At 67.3% G+C, this 26,386-nt stretch carries 20 protein-coding genes; 12 read left to right on the top strand and 8 right to left on the bottom strand.

The annotated features are described in order from the left end of the window. Positions 1-2: 2 nt before the first annotated feature. Positions 3-2,246: a molybdopterin-dependent oxidoreductase gene (locus tag LMQ14_RS26155; protein ID WP_267732495.1), complete on the top strand. Its 2,244-nt coding sequence runs from the start codon at positions 3-5 to the stop codon at positions 2,244-2,246. On the opposite strand, the gene LMQ14_RS26150 is transcribed toward LMQ14_RS26155, so the two are convergent. Next, positions 2,230-4,215, bottom strand: a complete 1,986-nt coding sequence (locus LMQ14_RS26150) for a M13 family metallopeptidase (RefSeq protein ID WP_267732494.1) — start codon at positions 4,213-4,215, stop codon at positions 2,230-2,232. The two genes, LMQ14_RS26155 and LMQ14_RS26150, sit on opposite strands and share 17 nt — an antisense overlap. A gap of 78 nt (positions 4,216-4,293) precedes the next feature. Between LMQ14_RS26150 and LMQ14_RS26145 the strand changes: the two genes are divergently transcribed. Continuing rightward, positions 4,294-4,944, top strand: a complete 651-nt coding sequence (locus LMQ14_RS26145; protein WP_267732493.1) for a hypothetical protein — start codon at positions 4,294-4,296, stop codon at positions 4,942-4,944. Beyond that, the gene (locus tag LMQ14_RS26140; protein ID WP_267732492.1) at positions 4,941-5,630 is read left to right on the top strand and encodes a hypothetical protein; all 690 of its coding nucleotides are present in this window, start codon (positions 4,941-4,943) and stop codon (positions 5,628-5,630) included. Before LMQ14_RS26145 ends, LMQ14_RS26140 begins: the two co-directional genes overlap by 4 nt. Before the next feature lie 4 nt (positions 5,631-5,634). On the opposite strand, the gene LMQ14_RS26135 is transcribed toward LMQ14_RS26140, so the two are convergent. Together LMQ14_RS26135 and LMQ14_RS26130 are read right to left on the bottom strand one after the other, a co-directional pair. Beyond that, the gene (locus LMQ14_RS26135) at positions 5,635-6,144 is read right to left on the bottom strand and encodes an XRE family transcriptional regulator (RefSeq protein WP_267732491.1); all 510 of its coding nucleotides are present in this window, start codon (positions 6,142-6,144) and stop codon (positions 5,635-5,637) included. Continuing rightward, positions 6,141-9,167 carry an MMPL family transporter gene (locus LMQ14_RS26130; protein WP_267732490.1) on the bottom strand — a complete coding sequence of 1,009 codons (3,027 nt, stop codon included), beginning with the start codon at positions 9,165-9,167 and terminating at the stop codon, positions 6,141-6,143. The genes LMQ14_RS26135 and LMQ14_RS26130 overlap by 4 nt, the downstream gene beginning before the upstream one ends. 240 nt (positions 9,168-9,407) lie before the next feature. Here LMQ14_RS26130 and LMQ14_RS26125 point away from each other — a divergent pair, with 240 nt between their 5' ends. Next, the gene (locus LMQ14_RS26125; protein WP_267732489.1) at positions 9,408-9,968 is read left to right on the top strand and encodes a hemophore; all 561 of its coding nucleotides are present in this window, start codon (positions 9,408-9,410) and stop codon (positions 9,966-9,968) included. A gap of 4 nt (positions 9,969-9,972) precedes the next feature. On the opposite strand, the gene LMQ14_RS26120 is transcribed toward LMQ14_RS26125, so the two are convergent. After that, positions 9,973-11,193, bottom strand: coding sequence for a lysylphosphatidylglycerol synthase transmembrane domain-containing protein (locus LMQ14_RS26120; protein WP_420714577.1), 1,221 nt, complete (start codon positions 11,191-11,193; stop codon positions 9,973-9,975). A 122-nt stretch (positions 11,194-11,315) separates the two neighbouring features. On the opposite strand from LMQ14_RS26120, the gene LMQ14_RS26115 reads away from it, so the two are divergent. Continuing rightward, positions 11,316-12,461, top strand: coding sequence for an AI-2E family transporter (locus tag LMQ14_RS26115; protein WP_267732488.1), 1,146 nt, complete (start codon positions 11,316-11,318; stop codon positions 12,459-12,461). Between the two features lie 13 nt (positions 12,462-12,474). Here LMQ14_RS26115 and LMQ14_RS26110 read toward each other — a convergent pair whose 3' ends face one another. The 3 genes from LMQ14_RS26110 to trmB are packed head-to-tail and all read right to left on the bottom strand — an operon-like array spanning position 12,475 to position 16,911. Beyond that, entirely contained in the window at positions 12,475-15,321 is a 2,847-nt protein-coding gene (locus LMQ14_RS26110; RefSeq protein ID WP_267732487.1) for an MMPL family transporter, read from the bottom strand. A 52-nt stretch (positions 15,322-15,373) separates the two neighbouring features. Next, positions 15,374-16,090, bottom strand: a complete 717-nt coding sequence (locus LMQ14_RS26105; protein WP_267732486.1) for an NYN domain-containing protein — start codon at positions 16,088-16,090, stop codon at positions 15,374-15,376. A 2-nt stretch (positions 16,091-16,092) separates the two neighbouring features. Beyond that, entirely contained in the window at positions 16,093-16,911 is an 819-nt protein-coding gene (gene trmB / locus LMQ14_RS26100; RefSeq protein WP_267732485.1) for a tRNA (guanosine(46)-N7)-methyltransferase TrmB, read from the bottom strand. Positions 16,912-17,133: 222 nt separating this feature from the next. Between trmB and LMQ14_RS26095 the strand changes: the two genes are divergently transcribed. The 7 genes from LMQ14_RS26095 to LMQ14_RS26065 all read left to right on the top strand — a co-directional run bounded on the left by LMQ14_RS26095 (position 17,134) and on the right by LMQ14_RS26065 (position 25,885). Further along, complete coding sequence (locus LMQ14_RS26095) at positions 17,134-18,177, top strand: hypothetical protein (protein WP_267732484.1); 1,044 nt, start codon at positions 17,134-17,136, stop codon at positions 18,175-18,177. Beyond that, a complete protein-coding gene (locus LMQ14_RS26090) occupies positions 18,174-19,718 on the top strand; it encodes a hypothetical protein (protein ID WP_267735688.1) in 1,545 nt (514 codons plus the stop codon). Before LMQ14_RS26095 ends, LMQ14_RS26090 begins: the two co-directional genes overlap by 4 nt. 175 nt (positions 19,719-19,893) lie before the next feature. After that, positions 19,894-21,723: a phosphoenolpyruvate carboxykinase (GTP) gene (locus LMQ14_RS26085; RefSeq protein WP_267732483.1), complete on the top strand. Its 1,830-nt coding sequence runs from the start codon at positions 19,894-19,896 to the stop codon at positions 21,721-21,723. Positions 21,724-21,867: 144 nt separating this feature from the next. Beyond that, positions 21,868-22,158: a hypothetical protein gene (locus LMQ14_RS26080; protein WP_267732482.1), complete on the top strand. Its 291-nt coding sequence runs from the start codon at positions 21,868-21,870 to the stop codon at positions 22,156-22,158. A gap of 78 nt (positions 22,159-22,236) precedes the next feature. Beyond that, positions 22,237-23,316 (top strand): alpha/beta fold hydrolase, encoded by a 1,080-nt coding sequence (locus tag LMQ14_RS26075; RefSeq protein WP_267732481.1) that lies wholly within the window; start codon positions 22,237-22,239, stop codon positions 23,314-23,316. A 79-nt stretch (positions 23,317-23,395) separates the two neighbouring features. Then, positions 23,396-24,913: a fatty-acid--CoA ligase FadD4 gene (gene fadD4 / locus LMQ14_RS26070; protein ID WP_267732480.1), complete on the top strand. Its 1,518-nt coding sequence runs from the start codon at positions 23,396-23,398 to the stop codon at positions 24,911-24,913. 3 nt (positions 24,914-24,916) lie between these two features. Then, complete coding sequence (locus tag LMQ14_RS26065) at positions 24,917-25,885, top strand: enoyl-CoA hydratase/isomerase family protein (RefSeq protein ID WP_267732479.1); 969 nt, start codon at positions 24,917-24,919, stop codon at positions 25,883-25,885. Here the strand turns inward: LMQ14_RS26065 and LMQ14_RS26060 are convergent. After that, positions 25,879-26,343, bottom strand: coding sequence for a CD225/dispanin family protein (locus tag LMQ14_RS26060; protein ID WP_267732478.1), 465 nt, complete (start codon positions 26,341-26,343; stop codon positions 25,879-25,881). The genes LMQ14_RS26065 and LMQ14_RS26060 overlap by 7 nt on opposite strands. Positions 26,344-26,386: the final 43 nt, after the last annotated feature.

Below are 26,386 nucleotides of genomic sequence, written 5' to 3'. Positions count from 1 at the left end.
CGATGGCCGCTGAGTGGCAGTCGACCGCATGCATCCTCTGCGAATGCAACTGCGGCATCGTCGTACAAGTCGAAGATCGCACGCTGTCGCGCATCCGCGGCGACAAAGACCACCCGGCGTCGCAGGGCTACACCTGCAATAAGGCGCTGCGGCTGGACCACTACCAGAACAACCGCGCTCGACTGACCTCCCCGATGCGCCGCCGGGCCGATGGCAGTTACGAGGAAATCGATTGGGAAACCGCGATTGTCGAGATCGCCGAGGGATTCAAGCACATCCGTGACGCCTACGGCGGCGACAAGATCTTCTACTACGGCGGCGGCGGGCAGGGTAACCATCTCGGCGGGGCATACAGCGGCGCCTTCCTGAAGGCCCTGGGGTCGAAGTACCGGTCGAACGCGCTGGCGCAAGAGAAGACCGGTGAAGCCTGGGTCGACGGGCAGCTGTACGGCGGGCACACCCGCGGCGAATTCGAGCACGCCGAAGTCGCGGTGTTCGTCGGCAAGAATCCGTGGATGTCGCAAAGCTTTCCCCGGGCCCGGGTGGTGCTCAACGAGATCGCCAAAGACCCGAAGCGATCGATGATCGTGATCGACCCCGTCGTCACCGACACCGCCAAGATGTCCGACTTCCACCTGCGGGTGCGACCGGGTACCGACGCCTGGTGCCTGGCCGCCCTGGCCGCGGTACTGGTGCAGGAAAACCTTTGTAACGAAGCATTTCTCGCCGAGCACGTGCACGGCGTCGATACCGTGCGTGACGCGCTGCGCGACATCTCGGTCGCCGACTACGCGCAGCGCTGCGGGGTGGACGAGGAGCTATTGCGGACCGCGGCCCGGCGCATCGGCACCGCGGAGAGCGTCTCGGTGTTCGAAGACCTCGGTGTTCAGCAGGCGCCCAACAGCACCCTGAGTTCCTACTTGAACAAGCTGCTCTGGATCTTCACCGGCAACTTCGCGAAAAAGGGTGGCCAGCACCTACATTCGTCGCTGGCGCCGCTGTTCAGCACGGTGTCGGGCCGCACCCCCGTCACCGGCGCGCCGATCATTGCGGGCCTGATCCCTTCCAACGCCGTTCCCGAAGAGATACTCACCGACCACCCGGATCGGTTCCGGGCGATGATCGTGGAAAGCGCCAATCCCGCGCACTCGCTGGCCGACTCGACGGCGTGCCGGGAGGCTTTTCAATCGCTGGAACTGATGGTGGTCGTCGACGTCGCGATGACCGAGACCGCGCGACTGGCTCACTACGTATTACCCGCCGCATCTCAATACGAGAAGACTGAGGCCACGTTCTTCAATTTCGAGTTCCCGCACAACGGCTTTCACTTGCGCCGACCGCTGCTCAAGCCGCGGCCGGGAACGCTGCCCGAGCCGGAGATCTGGACTCGGCTGGTGCGCGCGCTCGGCGTGCTCGACGACGCTGACCTGCGGCCGCTGCGCGAGGCCGCCGACCAGGGCCGCGAGGCTTACGCCGAGGCATTCCTGAACGCCGTAGCGGGCAATCCGACGATGGCGCGGCTGGTTCCGTATGTGCTCTACGAAACGCTCGGGCCGACGCTGCCCGACGGTATGGCCGGGGCCGCCGCGGTGTGGGGGCTGGCGCAGAAGACGGCGATGACCTATCCCGAGGCCGTGCGGCGGGCCGGCCACGCCGACGGCAACGCGCTGTTCGACGCCATCCTGAACAACCCGTCGGGGGTGGTATTCACCGCGCACGACTATGTGGACGACTTCGCGCTGATCACCCACTCCGATCACAAGATCGCGCTCGAAATCCCGGAGATGCTCGACGATTTGCGGGCGTTGGCCGCCGCGCCGCCGCGACTGACCACGGCGGAACTGCCCATCGTGTTGTCGGTGGGCGAGCGGCGCGCTTACACCGCCAACGACATTTTCCGCGACCCGTCCTGGCGTAAACGCGACGCCGACGGAGCATTGCGCGTCAGCGTCGAGGATGCCCAGGACCTCGGACTCGTCGACGGCGCTCGGGCGCGCATCACCACCGCGGCCGGCAGCGCCGAGGCGACCATCGAGATCACCGAGACGATGCTTCCCGGACATGCGGCCCTGCCCAACGGTTTTGGGCTCGACTACGTCGCGGAGGATGGGCAGACCATCATCCCGGGCGTCGCCCCGAACACGCTGACCTCTACCGGGTGGCGTGACTCCTACGCCGGAACGCCATGGCACAAGCACGTGCCGGCGCGCATCGAGGCGTTGGCCGGGGTCAGTTCCAGATCCTGACCCGGCGCTGCGGCTCCAGGAACAGCGCGTCCTCCTCGGCGACGTCGAAGGCCTCGTAGAAGGCGTCGACGTTGCGGATGACGCCGTTGCACCGGAACTCCGGCGGCGAGTGGGGGTCCACGGCCAGTCGCCGGATTGCTTCTGCTGCACGGGATTTGGTGCGCCACACCTGGGCCCACCCATAGAACACCCGCTGCACGCCGGTCAGGCCGTCGATTACCGGCGCCGGCTCGCCGTTAAGCGACAGCTGGTAGGCCAACAGCGCGATGGTCAGCCCGCCCAGGTCGCCGATGTTCTCACCGACGGTGAAGGCACCGTTGACGTGGTGGGCGCGGTCGAGTTCGCGGGGAACGTAGGCCTCGTACTGCTCGATCAGTGCCTTGGTGCGGGCGCCGAACTCGCTGCGGTCGTCGTCGGTCCACCAGTCGACGAGATTGCCGTCGCCGTCGTACTTGGCGCCCTGATCGTCGAAGCCATGCCCGATCTCGTGCCCGATCACCGCCCCGATACCGCCATAGTTGGCGGCGTCGTCGGCCTGGGCGTCGAAGAACGGCGGCTGCAAAATAGCTGCGGGAAAGACGATCTCGTTCATCCCCGGGTTGTAGTACGCGTTTACGGTCTGCGGGGTCATGAACCATTCGTCACGGTCCACCGGCCCACCCAGCTTGGCCAGCTCGCGGTCGTGATTGACCGCGTGCCCGCGCCGGTAGTTGCCGTACAGGTCGTCGCGGTCGATCACCAGGGCAGAGTAGTCGCGCCACTTCGCCGGGTAGCCGACCTTGGCGGTGAACTTACCCAACTTGGTCAGCGCGCGCTCCCGGGTCTGCGGCGTCATCCAGTCCAGGTTGGTGATGCTGCTCCGGTAGGCCTCCTGCAGGTTGTCCACCAACGTGTCGATGCGCGACTTGGCATCCTGCGGGAAATGCCTTTGGGCATAGAGCTTTCCGACGGAGTCGCCCATCAGGCTTTCGACCAGCGAAACCCCGCGCTTCCACCGGTCCCGGATCTGTTCGGTCCCGGTCAGCAGGCGGCCGTAGAAGTCGAAGTCCGCGGCGACCACCGCGTCGGTCAGCCACGAGGCGCGGGCGCGGATCAACCGCCAACGCGCCCAGCGCTTCCAGTCGTCGAGGTCTTCGCTATCCCATAGCGACGCGAAGGCGGTGAGGTAATCAGGCTGGCGCACAATGACTTCCGCGACAGCTTGGACAGTGCTGCCCAGCGCGGTGACCCAGCCGGTCCAGTCGAAACCCGCGCCTTCGGTCTGCAGCTGCGCGAAGGTGCGCAGGTTGTAGGTCAGATCGGCGTCGCGGCGCTTGACCACATCCCAGTGCGCGGCAGCGAGTTTGGTCTCCAGTGCCACGATGCGGGCCGCGGTGTCGGCGTGGTCTTTCGCCTCCCCGCCGTACACCAGGGCGAACATCCGCGCGATGTGTCCGGGGTAGGCCGCGAGCACCTGGGCGTGCTGCTCGTCGCGGTAATACGACTCGTCGGGCAACCCGATGCCGGATTGGTTGACGTGCACCAGGTAGCGGGTCGAGTTCTTCGAGTCGGTGTCGACGTAGACGCCGACGCCGCCGCCCACCCCGGTGCGTTGCAGGGTGCCGACGACCGCGGCCAGCGCCGCCGAATCGGCCGCGCCGTCGATGGTGGCCAGCTCGTCGTGCAGCGGTTGGATGCCCCGGCGCTCGACGGCGGCCTCGTCGAGGAAGCTGGCGTACAGGTCGCCGATGCGTTGCTGGTCGCTGCCAGGTGCTGCGCCGCTGTCGCTCGCTTCGATGATCAGGTCGCGGACCTGCTCCTCGGCCTGGTCGAACAGGGTGCGGAAGGCCCCGTCGGTGGCGCGGTCCGGGGGAATCTCGTAGTCGGCCAGCCAGCGACCGTTCACGTAGCCGAACAGGTCGTCTTGGGGACGGGCATTTTCGTCGATGTGGCTCAGGTCGAGGCCCGAGCGGGTGGCCGCATAAGTCACCCTGCCATCCTTACCATCTTCCGCGTGCCGGGCGCCTGTTGCGCCGACCGCGACCGGCGGCGGGGTAACCTCGCGCCCATGCCTGGGGGCGAACAGACGGAGCCGGCGACCGACGCAGACGAGCAGGACGCCGAGGCCAGCGCGGCGGAAGCCGACGACCCCGACGATTCCGACGGCGTGATCTTTTCTCCGTACGGCATCGCCTCGGCGGTTCTCGGCGTACTGTCGGTCGCCGCGGTGGTGCTCGTCGCGATCATCTGGTCCGACCACCGTGCGGATTCGGCCGAACGCACCTACCTGAGCCGGGTGATGCAGACCGCCGCCGACTGGACCGGCGTGCTGATCAACATGAACAGCACCAACGTCGACGCCAGCCTGCAGCACCTGCATGACGGGACGGTCGGCGAGCTGAACACCGACTTCGACGCGACGGTGCAGCCCTACCGGCAGGTGGTGGAGAAACTGCAGTCGCAGAGCAGCGGGCGGATCGAGTCGGTGGCGATCGAGACGGTGCATCACGACCTGGACAGCCAACCCGGTGTGGCGCGGCCGGTGGTCACCACCAAGCTGCCACCGTTCGCCAGCCGGACGGATTCGGTGATGCTGGTCGCGACGTCGGTCAGCGAGAACGTCGGCGCCAAGCCGCAGACGGTGCACTGGAGCCTGCGCCTCGACGTCTCCAACGTCGACGGCAAGCTGCTGATCTCTCACCTGGAGTCGATCCGATGAGAAACCTCTGGCGGCTGCTGGCCTTCGACATCCTGGCGCCGTTGGCCACGGTCGCCGCGCTGCTGATGATCGGCGTCATCCTCGACTGGCCGTTGTGGTGGGTGTCGGTGTGCTCGGTGCTGCTGGTGCTGATCGTCGAGGGGGTGGGGGGCAATTTCTGGCTGCTGCGCCGCGATTCGGTCAGCCTCGGCACCGACGACGAAGCACCGGGGTTGCGCCTGGCCGTCGTCTTCTTGTGCACGGCCGCCCTGGTGGCCGCCGTGCTGACCGGATACACCCACTGGACGAGTACCGACCGCGACTTCAAAAAGGACTCCCACGACGTGGCCCAGGTCGCCAGCGGGATGGCCGAGGCGATGGCGTCGTTCACCCCGAGCGCTCCGACCAGCTCGATCGACCGGGCCGCGGCGATGATGGTGCCCGAGCGCGCGGACGCGTTCAAGCAGGAGTACCAGAAGTCCAGTGCCGATCTCGCCCACCGCAATGTCTCGGCGCAGGCCTCGACACTGGCGGCTGGCGTCGAGGCGCTCGGGCCCACCGCGGCCAGTGTGGCGGTCATCCTGCGGGTAACCCAGAACACGCCCGGTCAGCCGCCCAGCCGGGCGGCACCGGCATTGCGGGTGGCACTGGTCAAGCGGGGCGGCGACTGGCTGGTGACCGACGTGCTGCCGATCAACGCCCGCTGACGGCTCAGTCGGAGTCGGCCGAGGGGGTTGGCTTCGACTTCACGAACCGGTCCGAGAGCCGGCGTATCCGGATCATCAGCGAGGCCGACGGGCTGACGCTGCCGTCGAGGTAGCTGGCCAGCTCCTCGGCCGCCACCCCGATGCGGGCAGCGAATTCCTGCTGGGCCAGGCCGGACCGCTCGATCAACAGCGCCACATGGCGGGCCACCTCGGCGCGTTCGTTGGCCTCCAGGTGGATGCGGGCGCGCTCCAGCACTTCCCACAGCGCTTTGGAGATGCCATACGGGCGGGTGCCCTCCAGAACTTCCTCCACCTGACGGGCGGTGCGGCCGAACGGGTCGCGCTTGAGCGCGGCGGCGATCCGCTTCCAGGTGTCGATGTCACCGCCCTGCAGCGCCGAGCGAATGGCGGCGGTCGGCCAGAACTCGACCGGCTGATCGAAATCATGGGGACGAGCTTCGGCGGCGGGCTGCTGGGGTGGCGGCACGCGTCGTCGATCGGCTGCCAACGTCACCTCGCCTCCTCCAGCATCGCGACGGCCACCGACAGGCAGCGCTGCCTGACCTCATCCCAGTCTGCCTTGGCGTCCGGTTCAGACCAATGCTCGCCAGACAGATCGGAAGGATTCGGATCCGCGAGTTGACGGACCAACTGGGAGGTGACCCATTGCTGCCTGGGCGGCTGACAACAGTAATACCTGTCCATTCCGGCGAGCACCACCGCGGCCGTTTCAGGTTCTAATGTGTCGACCATGTCAGCAAATTCGGCAAAATCGCGGCTGCTGTTACGGGACATGATCAGGTAGCCCTTGAGACGCAGGGTCTCGGCACCGGTCGGGACCTGCAGCCGATCGCCGGTGGGCAATTGCACATGGGTGGTTTCGACCGGGCTGCGACGTTCGTATTGCGGCTGGTCGCGGCTGCGAGCACCGGTCTCGAGCGCGTCGATGGCAACCGACAACCGCCCCCGCCACAGGGTGACCGGGTGCACCGGCCGCCCGCCCCACGGCATGGCCCGGGAAATGCCGTTGCGCGGGGACAGGCCGTCGACCAGCTTCTTGGCTCCGGACGCGGCCCTGGTCTGCCCGTTGCTGCCGTTCTTCTCGGCGCCGAGCGTGATCGCGACGGCGTCTTCGTCGGCGATGTTGACCTGGTGCGGAATCTGTCCGGGGCCCTGGCCGCGCGGTTCCTCGGGGTCCTTGCAGTTACGCCCACAGCCGGTGAAGGCCAGCGGATCGGCCACGGTGATCGCATCGGGCGCCAATTGCCTGAGCTTCGCCGCCGACTTGAGCACCATCCGCAGGTCCGCGCTGGGCGCGGTCAGCGCCGAGATGTCGTCGGGAATGACGACGACGTCGCCGAGGTCGACCTCGGGCAGCGGCCGGTCGAAGTCGACCGACGGCAAGACGCGGCGCAGCCAACTCGGCAGCCACCAATTCCACTGGGCGAACATCGCCATCAGCGCCGGGACCAGCACCAGCCGGACCACGGTGGCGTCGACCGCGATCGCGACGGCGCACGCCACCCCGATCTCGGCGACCAGTGGCATGCCGGCGAACGCGAAGCCGATGAACACCGCGATCATGATCAGGGCGGCGCTGGTGATAGTGCGGGCGCTGGTGCTGACGCCGTATGCGACGGCATCGCGGGTGTTGCCGGTGTGCAGGAAGCGTTCCCGGATGCGGGTGAGCAGGAAGATCTCGTAGTCCATCGACAACCCGAACGTCATCGCCAGGACCAGCGGCGGAACGGTGCTGTCGATCGACGTGATGTGGGCGAACCCGAGATCCCGCAACCAGCCCCACTGGAAAACCATGACCAGGCTGCCGTAGGCGGCGGCGACCGACAGCAGTGTCATCAGCACGCCCTTGAAGGCCAGGAACACCGAGTGAATCGAGAGCAACAGCATCACGAACGCGATCGCCGCGACGAACAGCAGCACCAGGGGCTCGGTCGCCGACACCCGGTCGTCGAAGTCCTTGATCAACGCCGTCGGTCCGCCGACGTCGACACGCGCGGTTCCCTCGCTGGGAACCTTCGGTAGCTGGGCACGCATCCAGTCGACGGATTGCCGGGCACCCATGTCCTCGGGATCGACCGACAACACCGCGGACAGCAAAGCACCGCTGTTGTCGTCGGCGAATTGCGGCGGGGTCACCGAGACAATGTGCGGGGCCTCCGTCATGCGCTGCCGGATGGCGGCCAGCGTCTGGCTGTGTTCGGGTGCGGACGCGCCGCCGTCGGGAAAGCTCACCATGACCTGGATGGGACCGAGCGCGCCCGGGCCGAGGGCCTGGGATGCCCCGGCGACGCCGGCCCGGATCTCGTGCGCGGAGTCGAACTGCCGCAGCAGGCTGTTGCCCAGCACCATCGACGCGGCGGGAGCCGCCATCACCAGCAGCACCGTCGCCGCTGCGATGGAGGAGATCCATGGCCGTCGCATCACCGATGCGACCCAGCGGTTCCAGAACCGGGACTGGGTGCTTTCCGGTCGCCGTGACCAGTGCAGCAGCATCGAGCGTTTCGCGGCCGCCCGGCCGAACGTCGCCAATGCCGCGGGCGTCAAGGTCGTCGAGGTCAGCATTGCGACCGCGACGGCCATAATCGCCCCGGTAGCCATCGATTTCAGCGCCGGGGTGTTGATCAGGTAGATCCCGGTGAGCGAGGCGACGACCGTCAACCCGGACAGCACCACCGCCAGCCCGGAGGTGGCCATCGCGGCGTCCACCGCTTCGCGGTGCTGGCGCCCGGCCCGCAATTCCTCGCGGAATCGCATCAAGATGAAAAGCGAATAGTCCACGGCCAGCGCGATGCCGAACATCGACACCGTCGAAGTCACGAACACCGACATCGTGGTGTAGGCCGACAGGAAATAGACCAGTCCCATGGTCACCACGACCGTGCAGACGCCGAGGGCCAGCGGTATGGCCGCGGCGGCCAGCGAGCCGAACACCGCGAGCAGCACGATCAGGATGATCGGCAGGTTCCATTGTTCGGCTTTGGCGATGTCGTGTTTGGTGTTCTCCGCCGCGGCCGCGGACAGCGCGCCTTGCCCGATCACGTAGAGCCGAACCCGGCCATCCGCGGTTTGTCCGGACTGGTCGCCCTTGACACCCACCTTTTGCCGGAGCCGTTTGGCGATGTCGCTGGTGCCGGCGTTGCGGGCGTCGAGCCGCAGGGTGAGCACGTAGGGCCGGTCGGGCTGCGGCGGGCGCTGCGTGGGGTTGGTTTTCTCGGTGACGCCGGGGAATTCGCCGGCGATCTGCCGCAGCTGCGCCACGGCATTGTTCATGTCGTCATAGCTGGCGTCGGGGCGGGGCGCGGCCACCAAGGCCAACGACGAAGCGCCCAGGTCGTGGTACTGGTCCTCGAGCTGATCGTGGACCTTCAACGACTGCGAGCCGGCCACTTCGAAACCACCGCCGGTGAGATTCCCGGACTGCGTCAACGCCAAATAGATCGCCGGGACCAATGCCAGCAACCAGCCTGCGAAGACCAACCAGCGGTATCTGCGCAGGCTGCGACTGAGGCGCATCATAAACTGCTGGATTTCAGGCTCCCCGAATATCTCGCTTACGCGTGAGGGCGACGATACCGCAGCCGCCTGTGCATTAGTTCGGCTTAACGAATTCGTGAGCTGCGCAGACGGCTCCGTGGCCAAGTCGCGGCCCAGTCGTTGCGAACCGGTGACCAAGCGGGATCTCGGTCACACCAGCTGGCAGGGCATGGACCCGGATGGCAGGATGTCGCTGGGCCGTGCGGGGGATGGAGTTCAAGCATGAAGACAGGCATTGTGACCGGACGGCGCACGCTGGTTGCCGGGTTGATCGCCGCCGCAGTGCCCGCCGCGGCCGTGGCACTGATGGCCGGGCCGCCGGCGACCGGCGCCAACGACCCGTGCGCGGCCAGTGAAGTCGCCCGGACGATCGGCTCGGTCTCCAAGTCGATGGGTGACTACCTGGACTCGCATCCGGAGACCAACCAGACGATGACCACGATGCTGCAGCAGCAGGCCGGCCCGCAGTCGGCCGCCTCGCTGAAGTCCTACTTCGAGGGCAACCCCAAGGTGGCCGCCGATATGGCCGGGATCGCGCAGCCGCTGACCAACCTGTCGATGCAGTGCAAGCTGCCGATCAGCATTCCCCAGGCGATGGGCCTGATGCAGCAGGCGCAGGGCGCCGGCGGCCTGCCGGGTGGGTTGCCCGCCTCGCCCGCCGCCGGCCTGGGCACGCTGCCGGTGGGCGCAGCGCCGGGCACCCCGCCCGCGGCGACCGCCCCGATTCCGTCCACGGCGGGTGGCACGCTGCCCGGCCCGTCGCGGCAGAACAACGTCGGCTAGCTTGCTAGCCCGGTTCGGGTGGCGGTAACGGACCCTGCAACGCGCTGCCGGTCGGGTCGGTGGCTGGGTCGTTCCAGTGCCGCAGCTGCGGCTCGATCAGGGGCAGCGGACCGGTCGGCGCGTCGTCGTCGTCGGAGCCGCCGGGGTTTTCGGTGCGGAACACGAAGAAGAACACCACCCAGCCGATAGCGGAGATCAGCAGCCAGCTGATCAGCCGGTAGAGCAGCATCGCCGAGATCGCGTTGGGCAGCGACATACCGCTGGACACCAGACCGGGCACCAGCACCGCCTCGACGACCAGCAAGCCGCCCGGCATCAGCGGAATCGTGCCGACGGCGCGTGCGGCCGCGTAGGCCACCGTCAGGCCGGCGATCGACGCATGGTCGCCGGCCGCGTAGGCGGCGAAGGCGAGGCAGGCGACGTCGGCGATCCAGTTGAACATCGACCAGCTGAAGGCCACCCCGAGGTCGCGCCGGCCCAGGCTGACCGATTCGAGCTGCATCAGGATCTCGCGCCACTTGGCCAGGTGTGTGTCGGCTGGCCTGCCGCGCACCGAGTTGAACCACGTCAGGATGCGGGTGCCGATGCCCTCGATCAGCTCCGGCCGCGACGCCACCGCCTGGGCGAGCAGCAGCAGCGCGATGAAGCCGCCGAGGGTGAACAACAACGAGAAGGGATTGTTCTTCGCACCCAGGAAGAAGGCGCCGCCCAACCCGAGCAGCGCCAACCCCACCGCCTGCAGCACACCCGACATGACCAGCTGCCAGGACGCCACGACGGTCGAGGCACCCCAAATGCGTTGCTGGCGAAGCAAAAACGTCGCCGACAGCACCGGGCCGCCGGGCAGCGTGGTGCTCAGCGAGTTGGCGGCGTAGAAGGCGGCCTCGGAGCGCAGCTGCTTGACGTGCACCCCGGCGGACTTCAGCAACGTGCGCTGGATCTGGGCGAAGCTGTGCATCGACGCGGCCGCCGCGGCCACCGCCGCCAGCAGCCACCACCAGTTGGCCGCAAACAGGCTCGTCCACGCCTTGGCCAGCTGATCCCAGCCCAGCGCGACCTCGACGCCGAGCACGATCGCGACCAGGCCCAGCACCGCCCATCGCACCCACCAGTACTTGCCCCGCGACGTCGCGCCACCGCGCGCGGGCGCCAGCGATTCACCCTCGTGGGCGAATACGCCGCCGCCCGGGAGGCGGAGGTTGCGGATGGGTGCGTCGTACGGCACGTGATTTAGGGTAACCGCGCAGGTGGCACGGCAATCGAGACGCAACTCCGAGCGTGTCGCCGTCGTAACCGGATCGTGCTGACGCCACTACCCAACTCGGGAGCGCCCGATAGGCTGACCGGATGCTGGCAAACTCCGACGACGCCTCGGTCACGCCCCTGGTCCGCAACACCGCCGCCTGGGCGTGGCGTTTGCTGGCTATCTTCGCCGCCGCGCTCGCCTTTTTCTGGGTGGTGGCGAAGCTCGAGATCATCGTCGTCCCGGTGCTGCTGGCATTGATGGTCAGCGCGCTGCTGGTACCGGTGGTGGACTGGCTGGACCGGCACGGCTTGCCGCGCGGCGGCGCCGTCGCGCTGGTGTTGCTGGGCGGATTCGCGCTGCTGGGCGGCATTCTCACGTTCGTCATCACCCAATTCATCGTCGGCTTGCCCGATCTGACCGAGCAGGTCACTCGCAGCATCGACACCACCCGGCGATGGCTGATCGAAGGGCCGGTGCATCTGCGCAGCGAACAGATCACCAACGCGGGCAATGCCGCGATCCAGGCGCTGCACAACAATCAGTCGAAGTTGACCAGCGGCGCGCTGTCCACCGCGGCCACCCTCACCGAACTGCTCACGGCCGCGGTGCTGGTGCTGTTCACCCTGATTTTCTTTCTCTACGGCGGCCGCAACATCTTCGGATACGTGGCCAAGATCGTCCCGGTCGGCGTGCGCGATCGGGTGATGGAAGCGGGCCGCGCCGGATACGGGTCCCTGATCGCCTACGTCCGGGCCACCTTCCTGGTGGCCTTTACCGACGCGGCCGGGGTGGGTGCCGGGCTGGCCATCATGGGTGTCCCGCTGGCGCTCCCGTTGGCGTCGCTGGTGTTTCTCGGTGCTTTCATCCCGCTGATCGGTGCCCTGATCTCGGGATTGGTCGCGGTCGTGGTCGCATTGCTGACCAAGGGGATCGTGTACGCGCTGCTCACGCTCGGCTTGCTGGTCGTGATCAACCAGATCGAGTCGCATCTGCTGCAACCGCTGGTGATGGGGCGCGCGGTGTCGATTCACCCGCTCGGGGTGGTGCTGGCGATTTCCACCGGCGGTGTGCTCGCCGGGATCGTCGGCGCCCTGCTGGCGGTCCCGACGGTGGCGTTCCTCAACAACGCGATCCAGGTGCTACTCGCCCCTGATCCGGAGGCCGAAGCCGAAAAGCTGTCCGAAAGCTCCGAAGGCACGGCGGTTATGCACGCCACACCGGACCATCCGCAAAAACGGCCCGGCTAGGACTCCGGCGGGTCTAGAGCCGTCCCTCGCGGCGCAGCAAATCCTGCGCGGACAGACCGCCGCCCGCGCGGCGTCGCGGACGCGAATTGTCGCCGTTATCGCCGGGGCCGCGGGCGTTCATCTTCTCGGTGGCGGCATCGGAGTCGTTGTCCTCCGGCCGCATCGTGGGAAGCGCGGTGGTCGGTTCGGCCGGGTCGGCCGTGTTCTCGTGGTTCCCCGGAACCGGCATGGCGCGGGTCTGACCGGCCGAGGGCGGCGGTGCGGGTGGCGCGGCCGGGGCCGGGGGTCGCGCGTCGGAGTTACCTTGAGCCGAGAAGCGTGTCGTCTTGGCTTCCGTCGGCTGGCTGGGTCGGGACGGGGCGCGGGCCGCGGTTGGACCCGGTGGCGGCTCAGCGCCGGGCCGTAGCTCGGGCTGGCCGGACGGCTGCGGCCGGGATGGCTCCGGGGGAGCGCCGGGGTGCGTGGGGTCGTGCGGTGCCCGCGGTTTCGCGGCGACCAGGCTGGCCGCGACCGGCGGCCGGATCGCCCGGCCGTTGACGGCACTGCGCTTGCGCTCGTCGGGCAGGTCGATCTCGCCCAGGCCGATGCTGTTTTGCAGGCGACGGGCCCAGCGCGGCGCCCACCAGCAGTCGTCGCCCAGCAGCTTCATCACCGACGGCACCAGGAACATCCGGACCACGGTCGCGTCCAGCAGCAGCGCCGCCATCAGCCCGAAGGCGAGGGTTTTCATCATCACCAGATCGGAGAACACGAACGAGCCGGCGACCACGGCCAGGATCAGCGCGGCGGCGGTGATCAAACGTCCGGTGGTCGCGGTACCGATACGGATGGCCTCGGCGGTCGACATGCCGCGCTCGCGGGCCTCGACCATCCGGGACACCAGGAACACCTCGTAGTCGGTGGCCAGGCCGAAGCCCACACAGACGACCAGCGCGATCAGCACCACCATCAGCGGCGTCGGCGTGAAATTCAGCCACTTCGAGAAGTGTCCGTCGACGAAGATCCAGGTCAGGATGCCCATCGTCGACCCCAGCGTCAGCGCGCTCATCAACACGGCCTTGATCGGCAACACCACCGATCCGAAGGCCAAGAACATCAGCACCAGGGTGGCGCTGAGCAGCACCACCACCATCAGCGGGGCCCGGTCGATCAGGGCTTGGATGCTGTCTTGCTCGAGGGCCGGCGTACCGCCGACCAGCAGCGTGATGCCCTTCGGTGGGCTTATCGCGCGCAGCTCATGGATCTTCTTGGCGGCGTCGTGCTTGTTGACCAGGCCGTTCTGGATCACCCGCACCGAGTCGTCCCTGGGCCGTGTGGTCCCGTTCGGGCCGGGGGCGCAGGGATTGCCGGCGATGTCCGGGCACGGCCGCTCTTCCCACGTCTTGTCGGTAAACCCGCTGATTCCCGAGATCCTGTTGCGGATGTCGGCAACCTGCTGGTCGGTGACCTTGCTGTGGTTGTTGCTCTCGATCACCACGGTCAGCTGCTCGGTCCGGTACCCGGGGAACTGTTTGTCGAAGTGCTCCTGGGCCAGGCGTACGGCGTTGTCCGGCGGCAGGTACTTCTCGCTCATACCGCCAAGGGACAGGTTGCCCAGCGGAATCCACAGCAGAATCATGCCGACGGCGATCGGAATGGCAAAGAGCAGCGGCCGTTTCATCACCCGGTTGACGAGCTTGCCCCAGAAGCCGGCCTCGACCTCTTCGCGGGTCTTGGTCTTCTGCAACCGCTCGGCGAACCAATTGATGGCCGTCCGCGATACCTCCCAGTTGCGGAGGAAGGACACCCGGAACAGGGTCCGCACGCCCAGCGCGTCGACGTTGTTGCCCAGCACCGCAAGGCAGGCCGGCAGCAGCGTGACGGACAGTATTGCCGCGAGCCCCACCGCGGCGAAGATCGCGTAGGTCAACGAATGCACGAAGCCCTGCGGCAGCACGAGCAGCGCGGCGCTGGAGGCGATGATCAGCACCGCGGAGAACGCGATGGTGCGCCCGGCCGTCATCACCGTGCGCCGCACGGCGGCCTCGGTGTCGTAGCCTTCGGCGATTTCTTCACGGAACCGGCTCACGATGAAAAGCCCGTAGTCGATCGCGATACCGAAGCCGATCAGCGAGATCACCGGTTGGGCGAAAAAGTGCACCGGGCCGAACATGGCGACCAGCCGCAGGATGCCAGTAGCCCCGGCAATGCTGAGCCCGCCCACCATGACCGGCAGGCCGGCGGCGATCACCCCGCCGAACACAAAGAACAGCACCACGGCGACGACGGGTAGCCCGAAATACTCCAGGAGTTTCTGGTCGGTGGCGATGGTGCCGGTCAGTGCGTTGGCGATCGGCTCCAGGCCGGCGAGTTCGATCTTGCCGCCATTGAGCTTCTGCAGGTCGGGGGCGATGTCCTTGTAGTTGTTGAGGATGGTGTCGTCGTCGTCGCCCTTCAGCGGAACGGTGACGAAGGTGTGCTTTTTGTCCTCGGTCGCCATGCCCTTGATTTGAGCGTTGGGGGGCTCGGCGCCCGGCGCCAACGCCAGATAGCCGGCCCAGCCGAGTACCTGGCTGGGATGGTCCTTGACGAACTTGTTCAGGTCGTCGACGGTTTGCTGTCGCCATGCCGGATCGTCGACGGTCTTGCCGTCCGGAGCGGTGAAGGTCGCCACGATCTGGCTGGTGCGGTCGCGGCCGTAGGTCTTGTCGCCGATGATCGAGGCTTTGACGGACTGGCTGCCGTCGTCGTAGAAACCGCTCTGTGTGACATGTTTGCCCAGGCTCATCCCGAAGATGCCGCCGCCGGCGCAAAGAGCCACCATGACCCCGATCACGATGTACCGGTAGCGGTACACGGTTCGACCCCACCAGGCGAACACGTAAGCTCCTTACTGGATCACTAACAGCGACCCGCGCATTGGTTTTCCAGTGTCACACACGCGTGGTCAATAGCGCGGACAGCGGCCGGAACGGCTGCAGCCATGCGCCCTGGTCGGGCAGCGAATCTAGGCCGATCCGCGGCAGCGGTTCCCGGAAAACACCTTCGATGTCCTCCAGATCAACGAAGTCCAAGGTATCCGACGCTAGTGCCCAACTCGCATGTTCGCGAAATCCGATCACTTGGACAGGGGTCGTGCCACTGACCCCGGTGCGTGCGATTTCTTCCAGCGGCTGACGGAACGCCTGACCGTCGGCGGACGCCACAACCAGCGCCGCGAGCCCTTCTTGGCGCCGCAGTTCGATGTGCTGGAGCATGTCCTGGTCGACATCGCTGTCTTCATCTATTTTCGGCTTGGCGAAGACCGCAAACCCCACGTTACGCAAAGCATCCACCCACGGTCGAACGACGTCGGCGCTGCCCGGGGCGATGTTGGTGAACACGGTGGCCTCGGGTTCGACGACGACGCCGGGCCGCCCGGCGCTGACCTCGGCCGTACGCGCCAGCAGCCAACGACCGAGGGCGTCGAACCGGGGGCGTTCCAGCGCGGTCGGGCGCCGGCCCAGGATCGAGCCGAGCCCCATGTCGAGGTTGGGCGCGTCCCACACCAGCAGCACGCGCCGCGGCGGCGCATCGAGGGTGCCCAGGTCTGCGGACGGCGCCGCCGGCGCAGCGGCGGTTTCCGCGGTCGTTTCTTCTGCGAGGCTCATACTCATCGTCTTTTCCAGATGAACTCGGATACGTAGCTGCCCACTTCTTGGGCTTTCATCTCGTATTTGGTCGTGGGTCGCACGGTCGAGATCGGCAGTCGGCTACCGGGATCGACGCGACTGAGCTGGGGTTCGGCATCGCCTACTTCGGCCATCTGCTCGGCGTAGCCGGGGTGGTCCGTTGCGGCGTGCAGGACACCGCCGGGCAGTAGCCGGTCGGCGATCAGTGCCACCGTGGCCGGTTGCAGGAAGCGACGCTTGTGGTGGCGCGCCTTCGGCCACGGGTCGGGGAAGTAGAGGCGAAACCCGGTCAGCGAGCCCGGGGCGATCAGATGCTGCAGCACGTCGATCCCGTTGCCGCGGATCAACCGGATGTTGGTGACCTGCTCGCGGTCGATCGCACACAGCAGCTGGGCCAGGCCCCGCTTGTAGACCTCCACCGCGATCACATCGATATCGGGTTCATCGCGCGCCATCGCCAGCGTCGAAGTGCCGCTGCCACAGCCGATCTCGAGCACCAGCGGCGCCTGGCGGCCAAACCAGGACCGGGTGTCCAGCGGCTCGAAGCGGCTCGGTATCTCGGAGAGGCCCACCGTCGGCCACAGCCGATCCCAGGCCTCGCGCTGGCCGCCGGACAGGGTGGAACGCCTCGAACGGAAGCTGGTGGCCGGCAGATAGCCCCGCTCGGGGGTGCTCGAACGCTGCGACTCCGACGCTGGCGTCATGCCTTCTTCGGTATCCAGGCCGGCTCCCACCTCCACCGGTGCATCGGGACACGTCCCGACCCCGGGTTGCGCGTGCATTTGTCCATGGTGGCCCATTAATCCCCGTTGTAGCCGCCCCTGGTCCAGATTGATACCCAACAGTTGCCTTCAACTGGTAACAGATAAACGGTGGCTCGCAACTCGAAGACGCAAGTGCCACTATGCGGTGGGGCTCGATCGTCTCCCGGGCAAACACGCCCGGCAGCGGCGACGACCCCGCATGCGACGGGAGCAACGCCGGCGTCGGGTGTCCGGCCGATCGGATCGAGCAGGCGAGAAATGAAGATACGGGGGAACCAGGTTTTCGTCGAGGAGCTGGCGCGATTTGCTGCCGGATGTGACGACGGGCGCGTGACCGCGATCGCCGCGAAGGCCGGCGCACCGCTGCGCGTGGCGGTGCGTGGACGAGCCGGGGTCGGTCGCGGCACCGTGGCACGCGCCCTGGCGCACGCCGGGCCCGCGTCGGGAATCACGGTGATGCCAGCCGAGGGCGAGGCCGACGTGGTCGTCCAGGCGATCGCTGAAGTGGTCAAACCCGAGGACGCCGACGCGATCGCGACCGCCGGTTGCCCGGTGCTGACGGTGCTGAACAAGGCGGACCTGGTCGGCTCCCTGTCGGGTCGCACCGGGGACGGGCCGCTGGGGGCCGCCCGCACCCGATGCGTACATCTCGCGGAGCTCGCCGGCGATGCGACCGAACCACTGATCGCGTTGCTGGCCGTCGCCGCGTTCGAGGGATTGGACGGCACGTCGTGGGCGGCGGTGCGGACGCTGGCCGCCCACCCCGCTTGCCTGGACGGCTCCTTCGAGGACTTCGTCGCGGCCGATAACCCCGTGCCGACGCATGCGCGGCTGCGGCTGCTGGACACCCTGGACCTGTTCGGCACGGCGCTGGGCATTGCCGTGGTCCGCCGGGGCGGCACGCTGCCGCAGTTCCAGGCCCTGCTGCGCCGGGTCAGTGGCATCGACGACGTGGTCGCCCGGTTGTCGGCCCTCGGTGCGCAGGTGCGCTACCGGCGGGTGCTCGAGGCGACTGCGGAACTGGAGGCCCTGGCCGTCGGCCGGGCGACGATCGGCGAGCAGGTCGGCGGATTCCTGTCCCGCGACGACACCGTGCTCGCGCGGATGGCCGCCGCCGTCGACGTGGCCGAGGCGGCGGGGCTGCAGGTGGGCGGCTGCGACGACCCGGCCGGACACCTGCCCCGGGCGGCGCGGTGGCAGCGGCACAGCCGCGGATCGGCAAGTGACCTGCACCGGGCCTGCGCCGCGGACATCGTCCGAGGATCGCTGCGGCTGTGGTCACGGACCCGGGGGTCGGCATGAGCCCCAAGACGTCCGGCGATCCGGCGGCCCAGGTCGACGAACTGGTGGCGGCGATCGGGCCGCGGCTGGAGTCGCCCGCCATCAGTCGCAGCGACGCGGTCTTGGTGACCGGGCCGTGGATGGCCGGCGTGACCGGGGTGGCCGCCGCGCTGGGCGAACGGCTGCCCGAGCACAAGTTCGTCGAGTCGACGGATTTGCAACCCGGCGAGGCTCCGACGGCGGTGGTGTTCGTCGTCTCCGCGGCCGCCGAACTGACCGCATCGGACTGCGCCCTGCTCGATGCCGCCTGCGAGCACACCGACGTGGTGGTCGCCGTGGTGTCGAAGATCGACGTGTACCGCGCGTGGCGCGACGTACTGAGCACCAACCGCGACGTGCTCGCCGCACATGCGTCGCGCTACTCCCAGGTGCCATGGATAGGTGCGGCCGCCGCACCCGAGCTGGGTGAGCCACAGCTGGACGAACTGGTCGAGACGGTCTCGGCGCAACTCGCCGCTACGGATGTCGCGCGGCGAAATCGATTGCGGACCTGGGAATCTCGGCTCCAGACGGTCGCGCAGCGGTTCGACCGCGACGCGGACGGAGCCGGCCGGCGGGCCCGGGTCGACGCGCTGCGCGAGGAGCGCAGCACCGCCCTGCGAGAGCGCCGGCAAGCCAAATCAGAGCGCACCATCCGGATGCGCGGCCAGACCCAGCAGGCCCGGGTCCAGCTGTCGCACCTCGCGCTCAACCGATGCTCGTCGGTGCGCAGCGAGCTGCAATCCGACGCCGCGCACTTGCCCCGGCGCGACATGGCCGGATTCGAGGCGCACGCGCGCGACCGGGCCGCCGCGGTGGTCAGCGAGGTGAACGAGGGCACCACCACCCAGCTCGACGACGTCGCGCGCGAGCTGGATCTGCCGATGGAGCTACCGCCCGTCGAGCGGCTGCCCACCGTCGACGTCGCGCCCCCGCCGCTGAAATCTCGGCGCCAGGAGACCTGGCTGATGCTGCTGCTGGGCGTCGGGTTCGGGGTGGGCGTCGCGGTGGCGCTGTCCCGGCTGGTGGCCGGCGTGGCCCACCGGCTGAATCCGGCACTGGAGATCGCCGGCGCCGCGGTGTGTGTGGCGGTCGGTCTGGCGGTCACCGTCCTGGTGGTCAAGCTGCGCGCCCTGCTGCGGGACCGCTCGTTGCTGGACCGCTGGACGGGTGATCTGACGTCGTCGCTGCGATCGGTGACCGAGGAGCTGGTCGCCACCCGCGTGCTGGCCGCCGAGTCGCTGCTCAACTCCGAGCTGCTGGCTCACGACGAGGTCGAGAACACGCAGGTGGCAGAGCAGGTCAATGCCATCGACACCGAACTGCGCGAACACGCCATCGCCGCGGCGCGGGCCACCGCCGCACGGGACCGGGAAATGCCCACGGTTCAGGCCGCGCTGGACGCGGTACGCGCGGAACTCGGAGAACCGGGTATACCCGATCCCGACGGCCCCGCCGAGAACCCTGGAGGGGCAGAAAACACAAAATCGGGCTCGGGGAGCGCGGATGAGGACAATTCCTGACCGTTTAACCGCTTCTGAATCGTTGTTGTGAGAAGGCTTATACCCGCCCGGGCCTTCCCCAGCAAGGCGATCACGATAACCTGTAGCTAACGCCGCCATGTCAATATTTGTGTGGGCGACTGCATACGCAATCACGATATGCCCACACGTACGGATATGAATTCAGGAGAGTTCGATGACCTCAGCGACCATTCCCGGTCTGGACACCGCACCCACGAATCATCGGGGGCTGCTGGCGTGGGTAGAGGAGGTCGCCGAGCTGACCCAGCCCGACCGGGTTGTGTTCGCTGACGGCTCCGACGAGGAGTTCAACCGGCTGGCCGCGCAGCTGGTCGAGGCCGGCACCCTGAAGAAGCTGAACGAGGAGAAGCGCCCCAACTCCTACCTCGCGCTGTCGGACCCGTCCGACGTGGCGCGGGTCGAGTCGCGGACCTTCATCTGTTCCGAGCGCGAGATCGACGCCGGGCCGACCAACAACTGGATGGACCCGGCCGAGATGCGGTCGACCATGACCGAGCTGTACCGCGGCTGCATGCGGGGCCGCACCATGTGGGTGGTGCCGTTCTGCATGGGACCGCTGGGCGCCGACGACCCCAAGCTGGGTGTGGAGATCACCGACTCCGAGTACGTCGTCATCTCGATGAAGGTGATGACCCGGATGGGCAAGGCGGCCCTGGAGAAGATGGGCGACGACGGATTCTTCGTCAAGGCGCTGCACTCCGTGGGTGCCCCGCTGGAGCCGGGCCAAAAGGACGTGCCGTGGCCGTGCAACGACACCAAGTACATCACCCACTTCCCGGAGACCCGCGAGATCATGAGCTACGGCTCGGGCTACGGCGGTAACGCGCTGCTGGGCAAGAAGTGCTACTCGCTGCGTATCGCCTCCGCGATGGCGCACGACGAGGGCTGGCTGGCCGAGCACATGCTGATCCTCAAGCTGATCTCGCCGGAGAACAAGGCGTACTACTTCGCCGCGGCCTTCCCGTCGGCGTGCGGCAAGACCAACCTCGCGATGCTGCAGCCGACCATCCCGGGCTGGCGCGCCGAGACTCTCGGTGACGACATCGCCTGGATGCGCTTCGGCAAGGACGGCCGGCTCTACGCGGTCAACCCGGAGTTCGGCTTCTTCGGCGTCGCGCCGGGCACCAACTGGAAGTCCAACCCGAACGCGATGCGCACCATGGAGGCCGGCAACACCGTCTTCACCAACGTGGCGCTGACCGACGACAACGACGTGTGGTGGGAAGGCCTGGAAGGCGAGCCCGACCACCTGATCGACTGGAAGGGCAACGACTGGGTCCTGCGCGAGACGGACACCAAAGCGGCGCACCCGAATTCGCGGTACTGCACCCCGATGTCGCAGTGCCCGATCCTGGCGCCCGAGTGGGACGACCCGCAGGGTGTGCCGATCTCCGGCATCCTGTTCGGCGCCCGCCGCAAGACGACGGTGCCGCTGGTGACGCAGGCGCGCGACTGGCAGCACGGCGTCTTCATGGGCGCCACCATGGGTAGCGAGCAGACCGCCGCCGCCGAGGGCAAGGTCGGCACCGTGCGCCGCGACCCGATGGCCATGCTGCCGTTCCTGGGCTACCACGTCGGTGACTACTTCCAGCACTGGATCGACCTGGGCAAGAACTCCGACGAGTCCAAGCTGCCAAAGGTGTTCTTCGTCAACTGGTTCCGTCGCGGCGACAAGGGCGAGTTCCTGTGGCCGGGCTTCGGCGAGAACAGCCGGGTGCTGAAGTGGATCGTCGACCGCATCGAGCACCAGGCCGGTGGCCAGGACACCCCGATCGGCATCGTGCCGACCGCGGACGACCTGGACCTGGACGGGCTCGAGGTTGCGGGCGGCGACGTGGCCAAGGCGCTGGCGGTCAACGCGGCCGAGTGGCGCGAGGAACTGCCCCTGATCGAGGAGTGGTTCGAGTTCGTCGGCGACAAGCTGCCCACCGGCGTCAAGGACGAGTTCGAGGCGCTCAAGCAGCGGCTGGCGGAGTCCGACTAAGGCGGGGCTAACAACGTCGAATCGGGCTGGCGCGCAAGACGCGTCAGCCCGATTTCTTTTCGCCAGGCTGGTGGGCAAACGATTGTTTGGAACCGCCCGCTCCGGTGTATAGATAGCTAACACTGGAATCCGGGAAGGCCGACGATGAAGTCAACGACAACTTCCGCGCTCACGATTGTGGTTGCCGCGGCGGGAATTCTGTTCAGCGGATGCTCGGCATCGCAGGTGATCAACACCGGCGGCGACACCAAGTGCAAGGACTTCACCACCCAGGACGAGAAGAAGCAGAACGACGAGATCAGCAAAATGCTGAAGGACAAGAGCGGCCAGGACCCGACCAATTTGGAGATCTCCGCGACGCGACTGTCGGCTCAGACCTACTGCCAAACGTTGGGTAAGCCGGACAGCAAGATCTCCGAGGCACCGCACGGCTGACGCCGCCTGAGGTAGTTCGGCCGACCCGTCTACCGGCGCGAGTTGCACGGTGGGGGCCCCGCTGCAGATCATCGGATTGTGATCTTTGATCGGCGGCGTGCGCTGGCCGTGGCGGCGGCGGGGCTGCTTGGTTCCGGCTGCCACACCACGCCCGCGGGGACGCGCGACGCGCAGCCAGCAGTGCCGTGGCCCGGTGCCGACACCCTCGGTATCGGCTTGGAGGGCTATTCGTATCCGTACCCCGTGCACTATCTCGACGTCACGCACGTCGCGCAGGCGACGTGGATCGATCGTCAGGCACCGGAGTGGGAGCGGCGGGCGCGGCTGGCGTACATGGATATTGCGCCCGAGAGCGGGCAGCCAAGGGGCGAGGTCCTGCTGGTGCACGGCAAGAACTTCTTCGGCGCGTACTGGAAGGACGTGATCCAGGCGCTGCGCCAGCAGGGTTACCGGACAATCGTTCCCGACCTGGTCGGCTGGGGTAAGTCCACCAAGCCATCGACCTTGACCGCGGAATCGCTGGTGGCACATCTGGACTCGCTACTCGGTGCGCTCAACGTGAATTCTGTTGCCGTCATTGGGCATTCGACCGGGGGACTGGTGGCCATGCACATGGCCCGGGCGCTACCCGCGCGGGTGGCGTCGCTGGTGCTGGAGAACCCGATGGGACTCGAAGACTACCGGCGCGGCCTCATTCGGCAGGTCGGGCATGAGGACTGGGCGGCCGACGAACGGTCCTCGACGGCCGATCAGATCCGGCAGTACCTCGCGCACTATTTCGTGAACAAGGATCCCCGGCTGATCGAGCCGTTCGTCGCGGTGCGGACCGCCATTGGAGCCTCGCCCGAGTTCGAGCGCTGGGTGCAAAGCTCGGCGGCGGCCACCGACATGCTGCTCAACGAGCCCGCAGTGGATTTCGTCGCGTCGCTGTCCGCTCGCACGTTATTCGTCTGCGGTTTGTCCGACCGCACCTATGTGGGCGCGAAGTACACCGCGCCCAACGAGCAAGCCGCCAAAGGGAATATCGCCGCGATGGCCCAGGGATTCGCGACCAGGATGCCCGCTGCCCGGTTCGTCGGGGTGCCTGACACCGGCCATGTGCCGCATCTGGAAACACCGGCCGCGTTCTTGTCGGCCGTACGGGAATTTCTGCGTTGAACGCCGGGTAGTTTCGGCCGGCGGCCCCGTCGGCGGGCCACTTGACACCCGTCAAATTCGGCGGCGGTACAGTCGTCGCATGCAGATCCGCCCCTATCTCGGCGCCAACAAACCGGCGATCATTTTGTACCCCTCGGGAACGGTCGTCACCTTCGACGAGCTGGAAGCACGGGCCAACCGGCTGGCGCACCGGTTCCGCCAGGCGGGCCTGCGCGAGGGCGACAGCGTCGCGATCCTGATGGAGAACAACCAGCACATGCACGCCGTCATGTGGGCGGCTCGGCGCAGCGGTTTGTACTACGTGCCGATCAACACTCACCTGACCGCGGCGGAGGCGGCCTACATCATCGACAACAGCGGCGCCAAGGCGATTATCGGCTCGGCGCCGCTGCGCGACACCTGCGCCGGCCTGGCCGAGCATTTACCGAACGGGCTACCGGAGCTGCTGCTGATCGCCGACGACGACCTACCGGGGTGGGAGCGGTACCCGGAATGTGTTGCGGATCAACCGGATACCCCGATCGACGACGAGATCGAGGGAGACCTGCTGCAGTACTCTTCGGGCACCACCGGCCGGCCCAAGGGGATCAAACGCGAATTGCCGCACCTCCCACCGGATCAGGTGCCGGGCATGATGTCGGCTCTGGTCGGATTCTGGATGGACACCGAAACGGTGTATCTGAGTCCGGCGCCGCTCTACCACACCGCGCCGTCGGTCTGGTCGATGACAGTGCAGGGCGCGGGTCTCACCACGGTGGTAATGGAGAAGTTCGATGCCGAAGGGACGCTGGACGCGATCCAGCGGCATAAGATCACGCACGGTCAGTTCGTGCCGGCGATGTTCATCCGGATGCTGAAACTGCCCCAAGACGTTCGTGATTCGTACGACCTGTCCAGCCTGAAGCGGGTGATGCACGCCGCCGCGCCGTGCCCGGTCCAGATCAAGAAGCAGATGATCGACTGGTGGGGACCGATCGTCGACGAGTACTACGCGTCTTCGGAAGCGCACGGGTCGACGCTGATCTTCGCCGAAGACTGGCTGGCGCATCCGGGTTCGGTCGGCAAACCCATGGGGGGCGCCGTGCACATCCTCGACGAGAACGGCAACGAGTTGCCGCCCGGGCAGGCCGGCGAGATCTACTTCGAAGGCGGGTCTTCGTTCGAATATCTCAACGACCCAACAAAAACCGCCTCCTCCCGGGACCGGCACGGTTGGGCCACCGTCGGAGACATCGGCTACCTCGACGACGAGGGTTACCTGTACCTAACCGACCGGCGCCACCACATGATCATCTCCGGTGGGGTGAACATCTACCCGCAAGAAGCCGAGAACCTTCTGGTCACTCACCCGAAGGTGCTGGACGCCGCGGTGTTTGGAGTGCCGGACGACGAGATGGGCCAGCGGGTCGTGGCGGCCGTCCAGACCGTCGATCAAGCCGATGCCACCGACCAGTTCGCCGACGAGCTGATGACGTGGCTACGAGACCGCTTGTCGCACTTCAAATGCCCGCGTTCTATAGCGTTCGAGGAGCAGCTCCCGCGCACCGACACCGGCAAGCTGTACAAGAACGGGCTGATCGAGAAGTATTCGGTCTGACCGATGTTCCGCGTGGTCGACCTGTCGAACGCACCGGAGGCGGGGCTGCCATCCCCGCCCGGCGTGATTGTCGGCGTCGGTTCGGCCGCCGAGATCGCACAGGGCCAATCCTGGTTGGAAACAGCGACTTTCACGCTGACCGAGGAGCCCTGCGCCGACCGTCGGGCAATCACCGTCGATTCGGTTCCCGAGACGCTCGCCGAGTTGCGTAACAGGTGCGAGCACTGGCCGCAGGCCAGCAGCGTCTGCGACGACGTGCTACGCGCCGTTGTGGCCGACGGCCCGGCGCTGCCCGGCGTGGTGACCGAATCGCTCGCCTACTCCACCTTGCAGGCCGGCCCGGAGTTCGCGCGTTGGCTCGCCGAACGCGGTCCGGCCCGCATGCCCGAGATCGCCGACCCGGTGCAGGCGGAGCGCGACGGCGACACCCTGAGGATCAGGTTCAACCGCCCACTTCGTCACAACGCGTTTTCCACCGACGCGCGCGCCGCACTGCTGGAGGCGCTGACCGTCGCGCAACTAGACCCGTCGGTGACCGGGATTGTGTTGAGCGGCAACGGCCCATCGTTTTGCAGCGGCGGAGACCTCGCCGAATTCGGCACGTTCGTCGATCCCGCGAGCGCACACCTGGCCCGCACTCGACACAGCCCCGCCCTGGCGCTCGACGCGCTGACCGCCAGGCTTGGCCGGTCATGCCGCGCCGAGGTCCACGGGAGGGTGCTGGGCAGCGGCTTGGAGATGGCCGCATTCTGCGGATGGGTTGAGGCGCAGGAGGATTCGCTCTTCGGGCTACCGGAACTGAGTCTGGGCTTGATCCCGGGTGCGGGCGGCACCGTCAGCGTGACGCGGCGCATCGGCCGCTGGCGCACGGCCTATCTGGTGTTGTCCGGTCGGACGGTCGGCGTCGATACCGCGCTGCGCTGGGGACTAATCGATGCGACTTACGTTGGCGCGCAGCCGATTGCTCAGTAACCGCCGAAGGTGGTTGTGGTCGTCGACGGAATACTCGACACGGCCACCACGGCGATGACGATGTACAGGATCACGATGATCGCATACGTGACAGCACCCGCGATGGCGCCGATGATGGCCCACTTCTTGGCGTTGCTCGACGCTTCCTGCGCCTCGGCGGCCCGTCCCTGGGCCCACAATCCGGAGACCTTGTTCGAGTAGACAAGCGAGACAATGCCGAACGGGAGGCAGCACAGCACCGTGCACAGAATCGCCCAGACGAGGTAGTTATCCGGTTCCTGCTGGCCCGGCCACGCGGCCGGCTGCTGGGCCGGCCAACCCCCTGGCTGTTGCGGCTGCTGCCAGCCCGGTTGCTGCGGCTGGCCCTGCCACTCCGGTTGCTGCGGTTGGCCCTGCCATTCGGGTTGTTGGCCCTGCCACTCGGGGGAACCTTCGTACGGCCCTGGGGGATAACTCATGGCAGCTGCCTTCCTTGGGGTTCCTCCGGTCCAAACAGGTTTA

Origin of the sequence: Mycobacterium sp. Aquia_213 (assembly GCF_026625985.1) — a bacterium.
GTDB lineage: Bacteria > Actinomycetota > Actinomycetes > Mycobacteriales > Mycobacteriaceae > Mycobacterium.
The sequence above is the reverse complement of the archived record's forward strand: the minus strand, read 5'-3'. Positions and strand labels throughout refer to the sequence as shown.

Bases quoted from the DNA above. Each gene is read 5' to 3' on its own strand.
- fadD4 (WP_267732480.1), top strand. From the start codon at position 23,396: ATGCAGATCCGCCCCTATCTCGGCGCCAACAAACCGGCGATCATTTTG.
- LMQ14_RS26080 (WP_267732482.1), top strand. From the start codon at position 21,868: ATGAAGTCAACGACAACTTCCGCGCTCACGATTGTGGTTGCCGCGGCG.
- LMQ14_RS26085 (WP_267732483.1), top strand. From the start codon at position 19,894: ATGACCTCAGCGACCATTCCCGGTCTGGACACCGCACCCACGAATCAT.
- LMQ14_RS26145 (WP_267732493.1), top strand. From the start codon at position 4,294: ATGCCTGGGGGCGAACAGACGGAGCCGGCGACCGACGCAGACGAGCAG.
- trmB (WP_267732485.1), bottom strand. From the start codon at position 16,911: ATGGGCCACCATGGACAAATGCACGCGCAACCCGGGGTCGGGACGTGT.
- LMQ14_RS26130 (WP_267732490.1), bottom strand. From the start codon at position 9,167: ATGATGCGCCTCAGTCGCAGCCTGCGCAGATACCGCTGGTTGGTCTTC.
- LMQ14_RS26060 (WP_267732478.1), bottom strand. From the start codon at position 26,343: ATGAGTTATCCCCCAGGGCCGTACGAAGGTTCCCCCGAGTGGCAGGGC.
- LMQ14_RS26140 (WP_267732492.1), top strand. From the start codon at position 4,941: ATGAGAAACCTCTGGCGGCTGCTGGCCTTCGACATCCTGGCGCCGTTG.
- LMQ14_RS26065 (WP_267732479.1), top strand. From the start codon at position 24,917: ATGTTCCGCGTGGTCGACCTGTCGAACGCACCGGAGGCGGGGCTGCCA.
- LMQ14_RS26155 (WP_267732495.1), top strand. From the start codon at position 3: ATGGCCGCTGAGTGGCAGTCGACCGCATGCATCCTCTGCGAATGCAAC.
- LMQ14_RS26095 (WP_267732484.1), top strand. From the start codon at position 17,134: ATGAAGATACGGGGGAACCAGGTTTTCGTCGAGGAGCTGGCGCGATTT.
- LMQ14_RS26115 (WP_267732488.1), top strand. From the start codon at position 11,316: ATGCTGGCAAACTCCGACGACGCCTCGGTCACGCCCCTGGTCCGCAAC.
- LMQ14_RS26090 (WP_267735688.1), top strand. From the start codon at position 18,174: ATGAGCCCCAAGACGTCCGGCGATCCGGCGGCCCAGGTCGACGAACTG.
- LMQ14_RS26125 (WP_267732489.1), top strand. From the start codon at position 9,408: ATGAAGACAGGCATTGTGACCGGACGGCGCACGCTGGTTGCCGGGTTG.
- LMQ14_RS26105 (WP_267732486.1), bottom strand. From the start codon at position 16,090: ATGAGCCTCGCAGAAGAAACGACCGCGGAAACCGCCGCTGCGCCGGCG.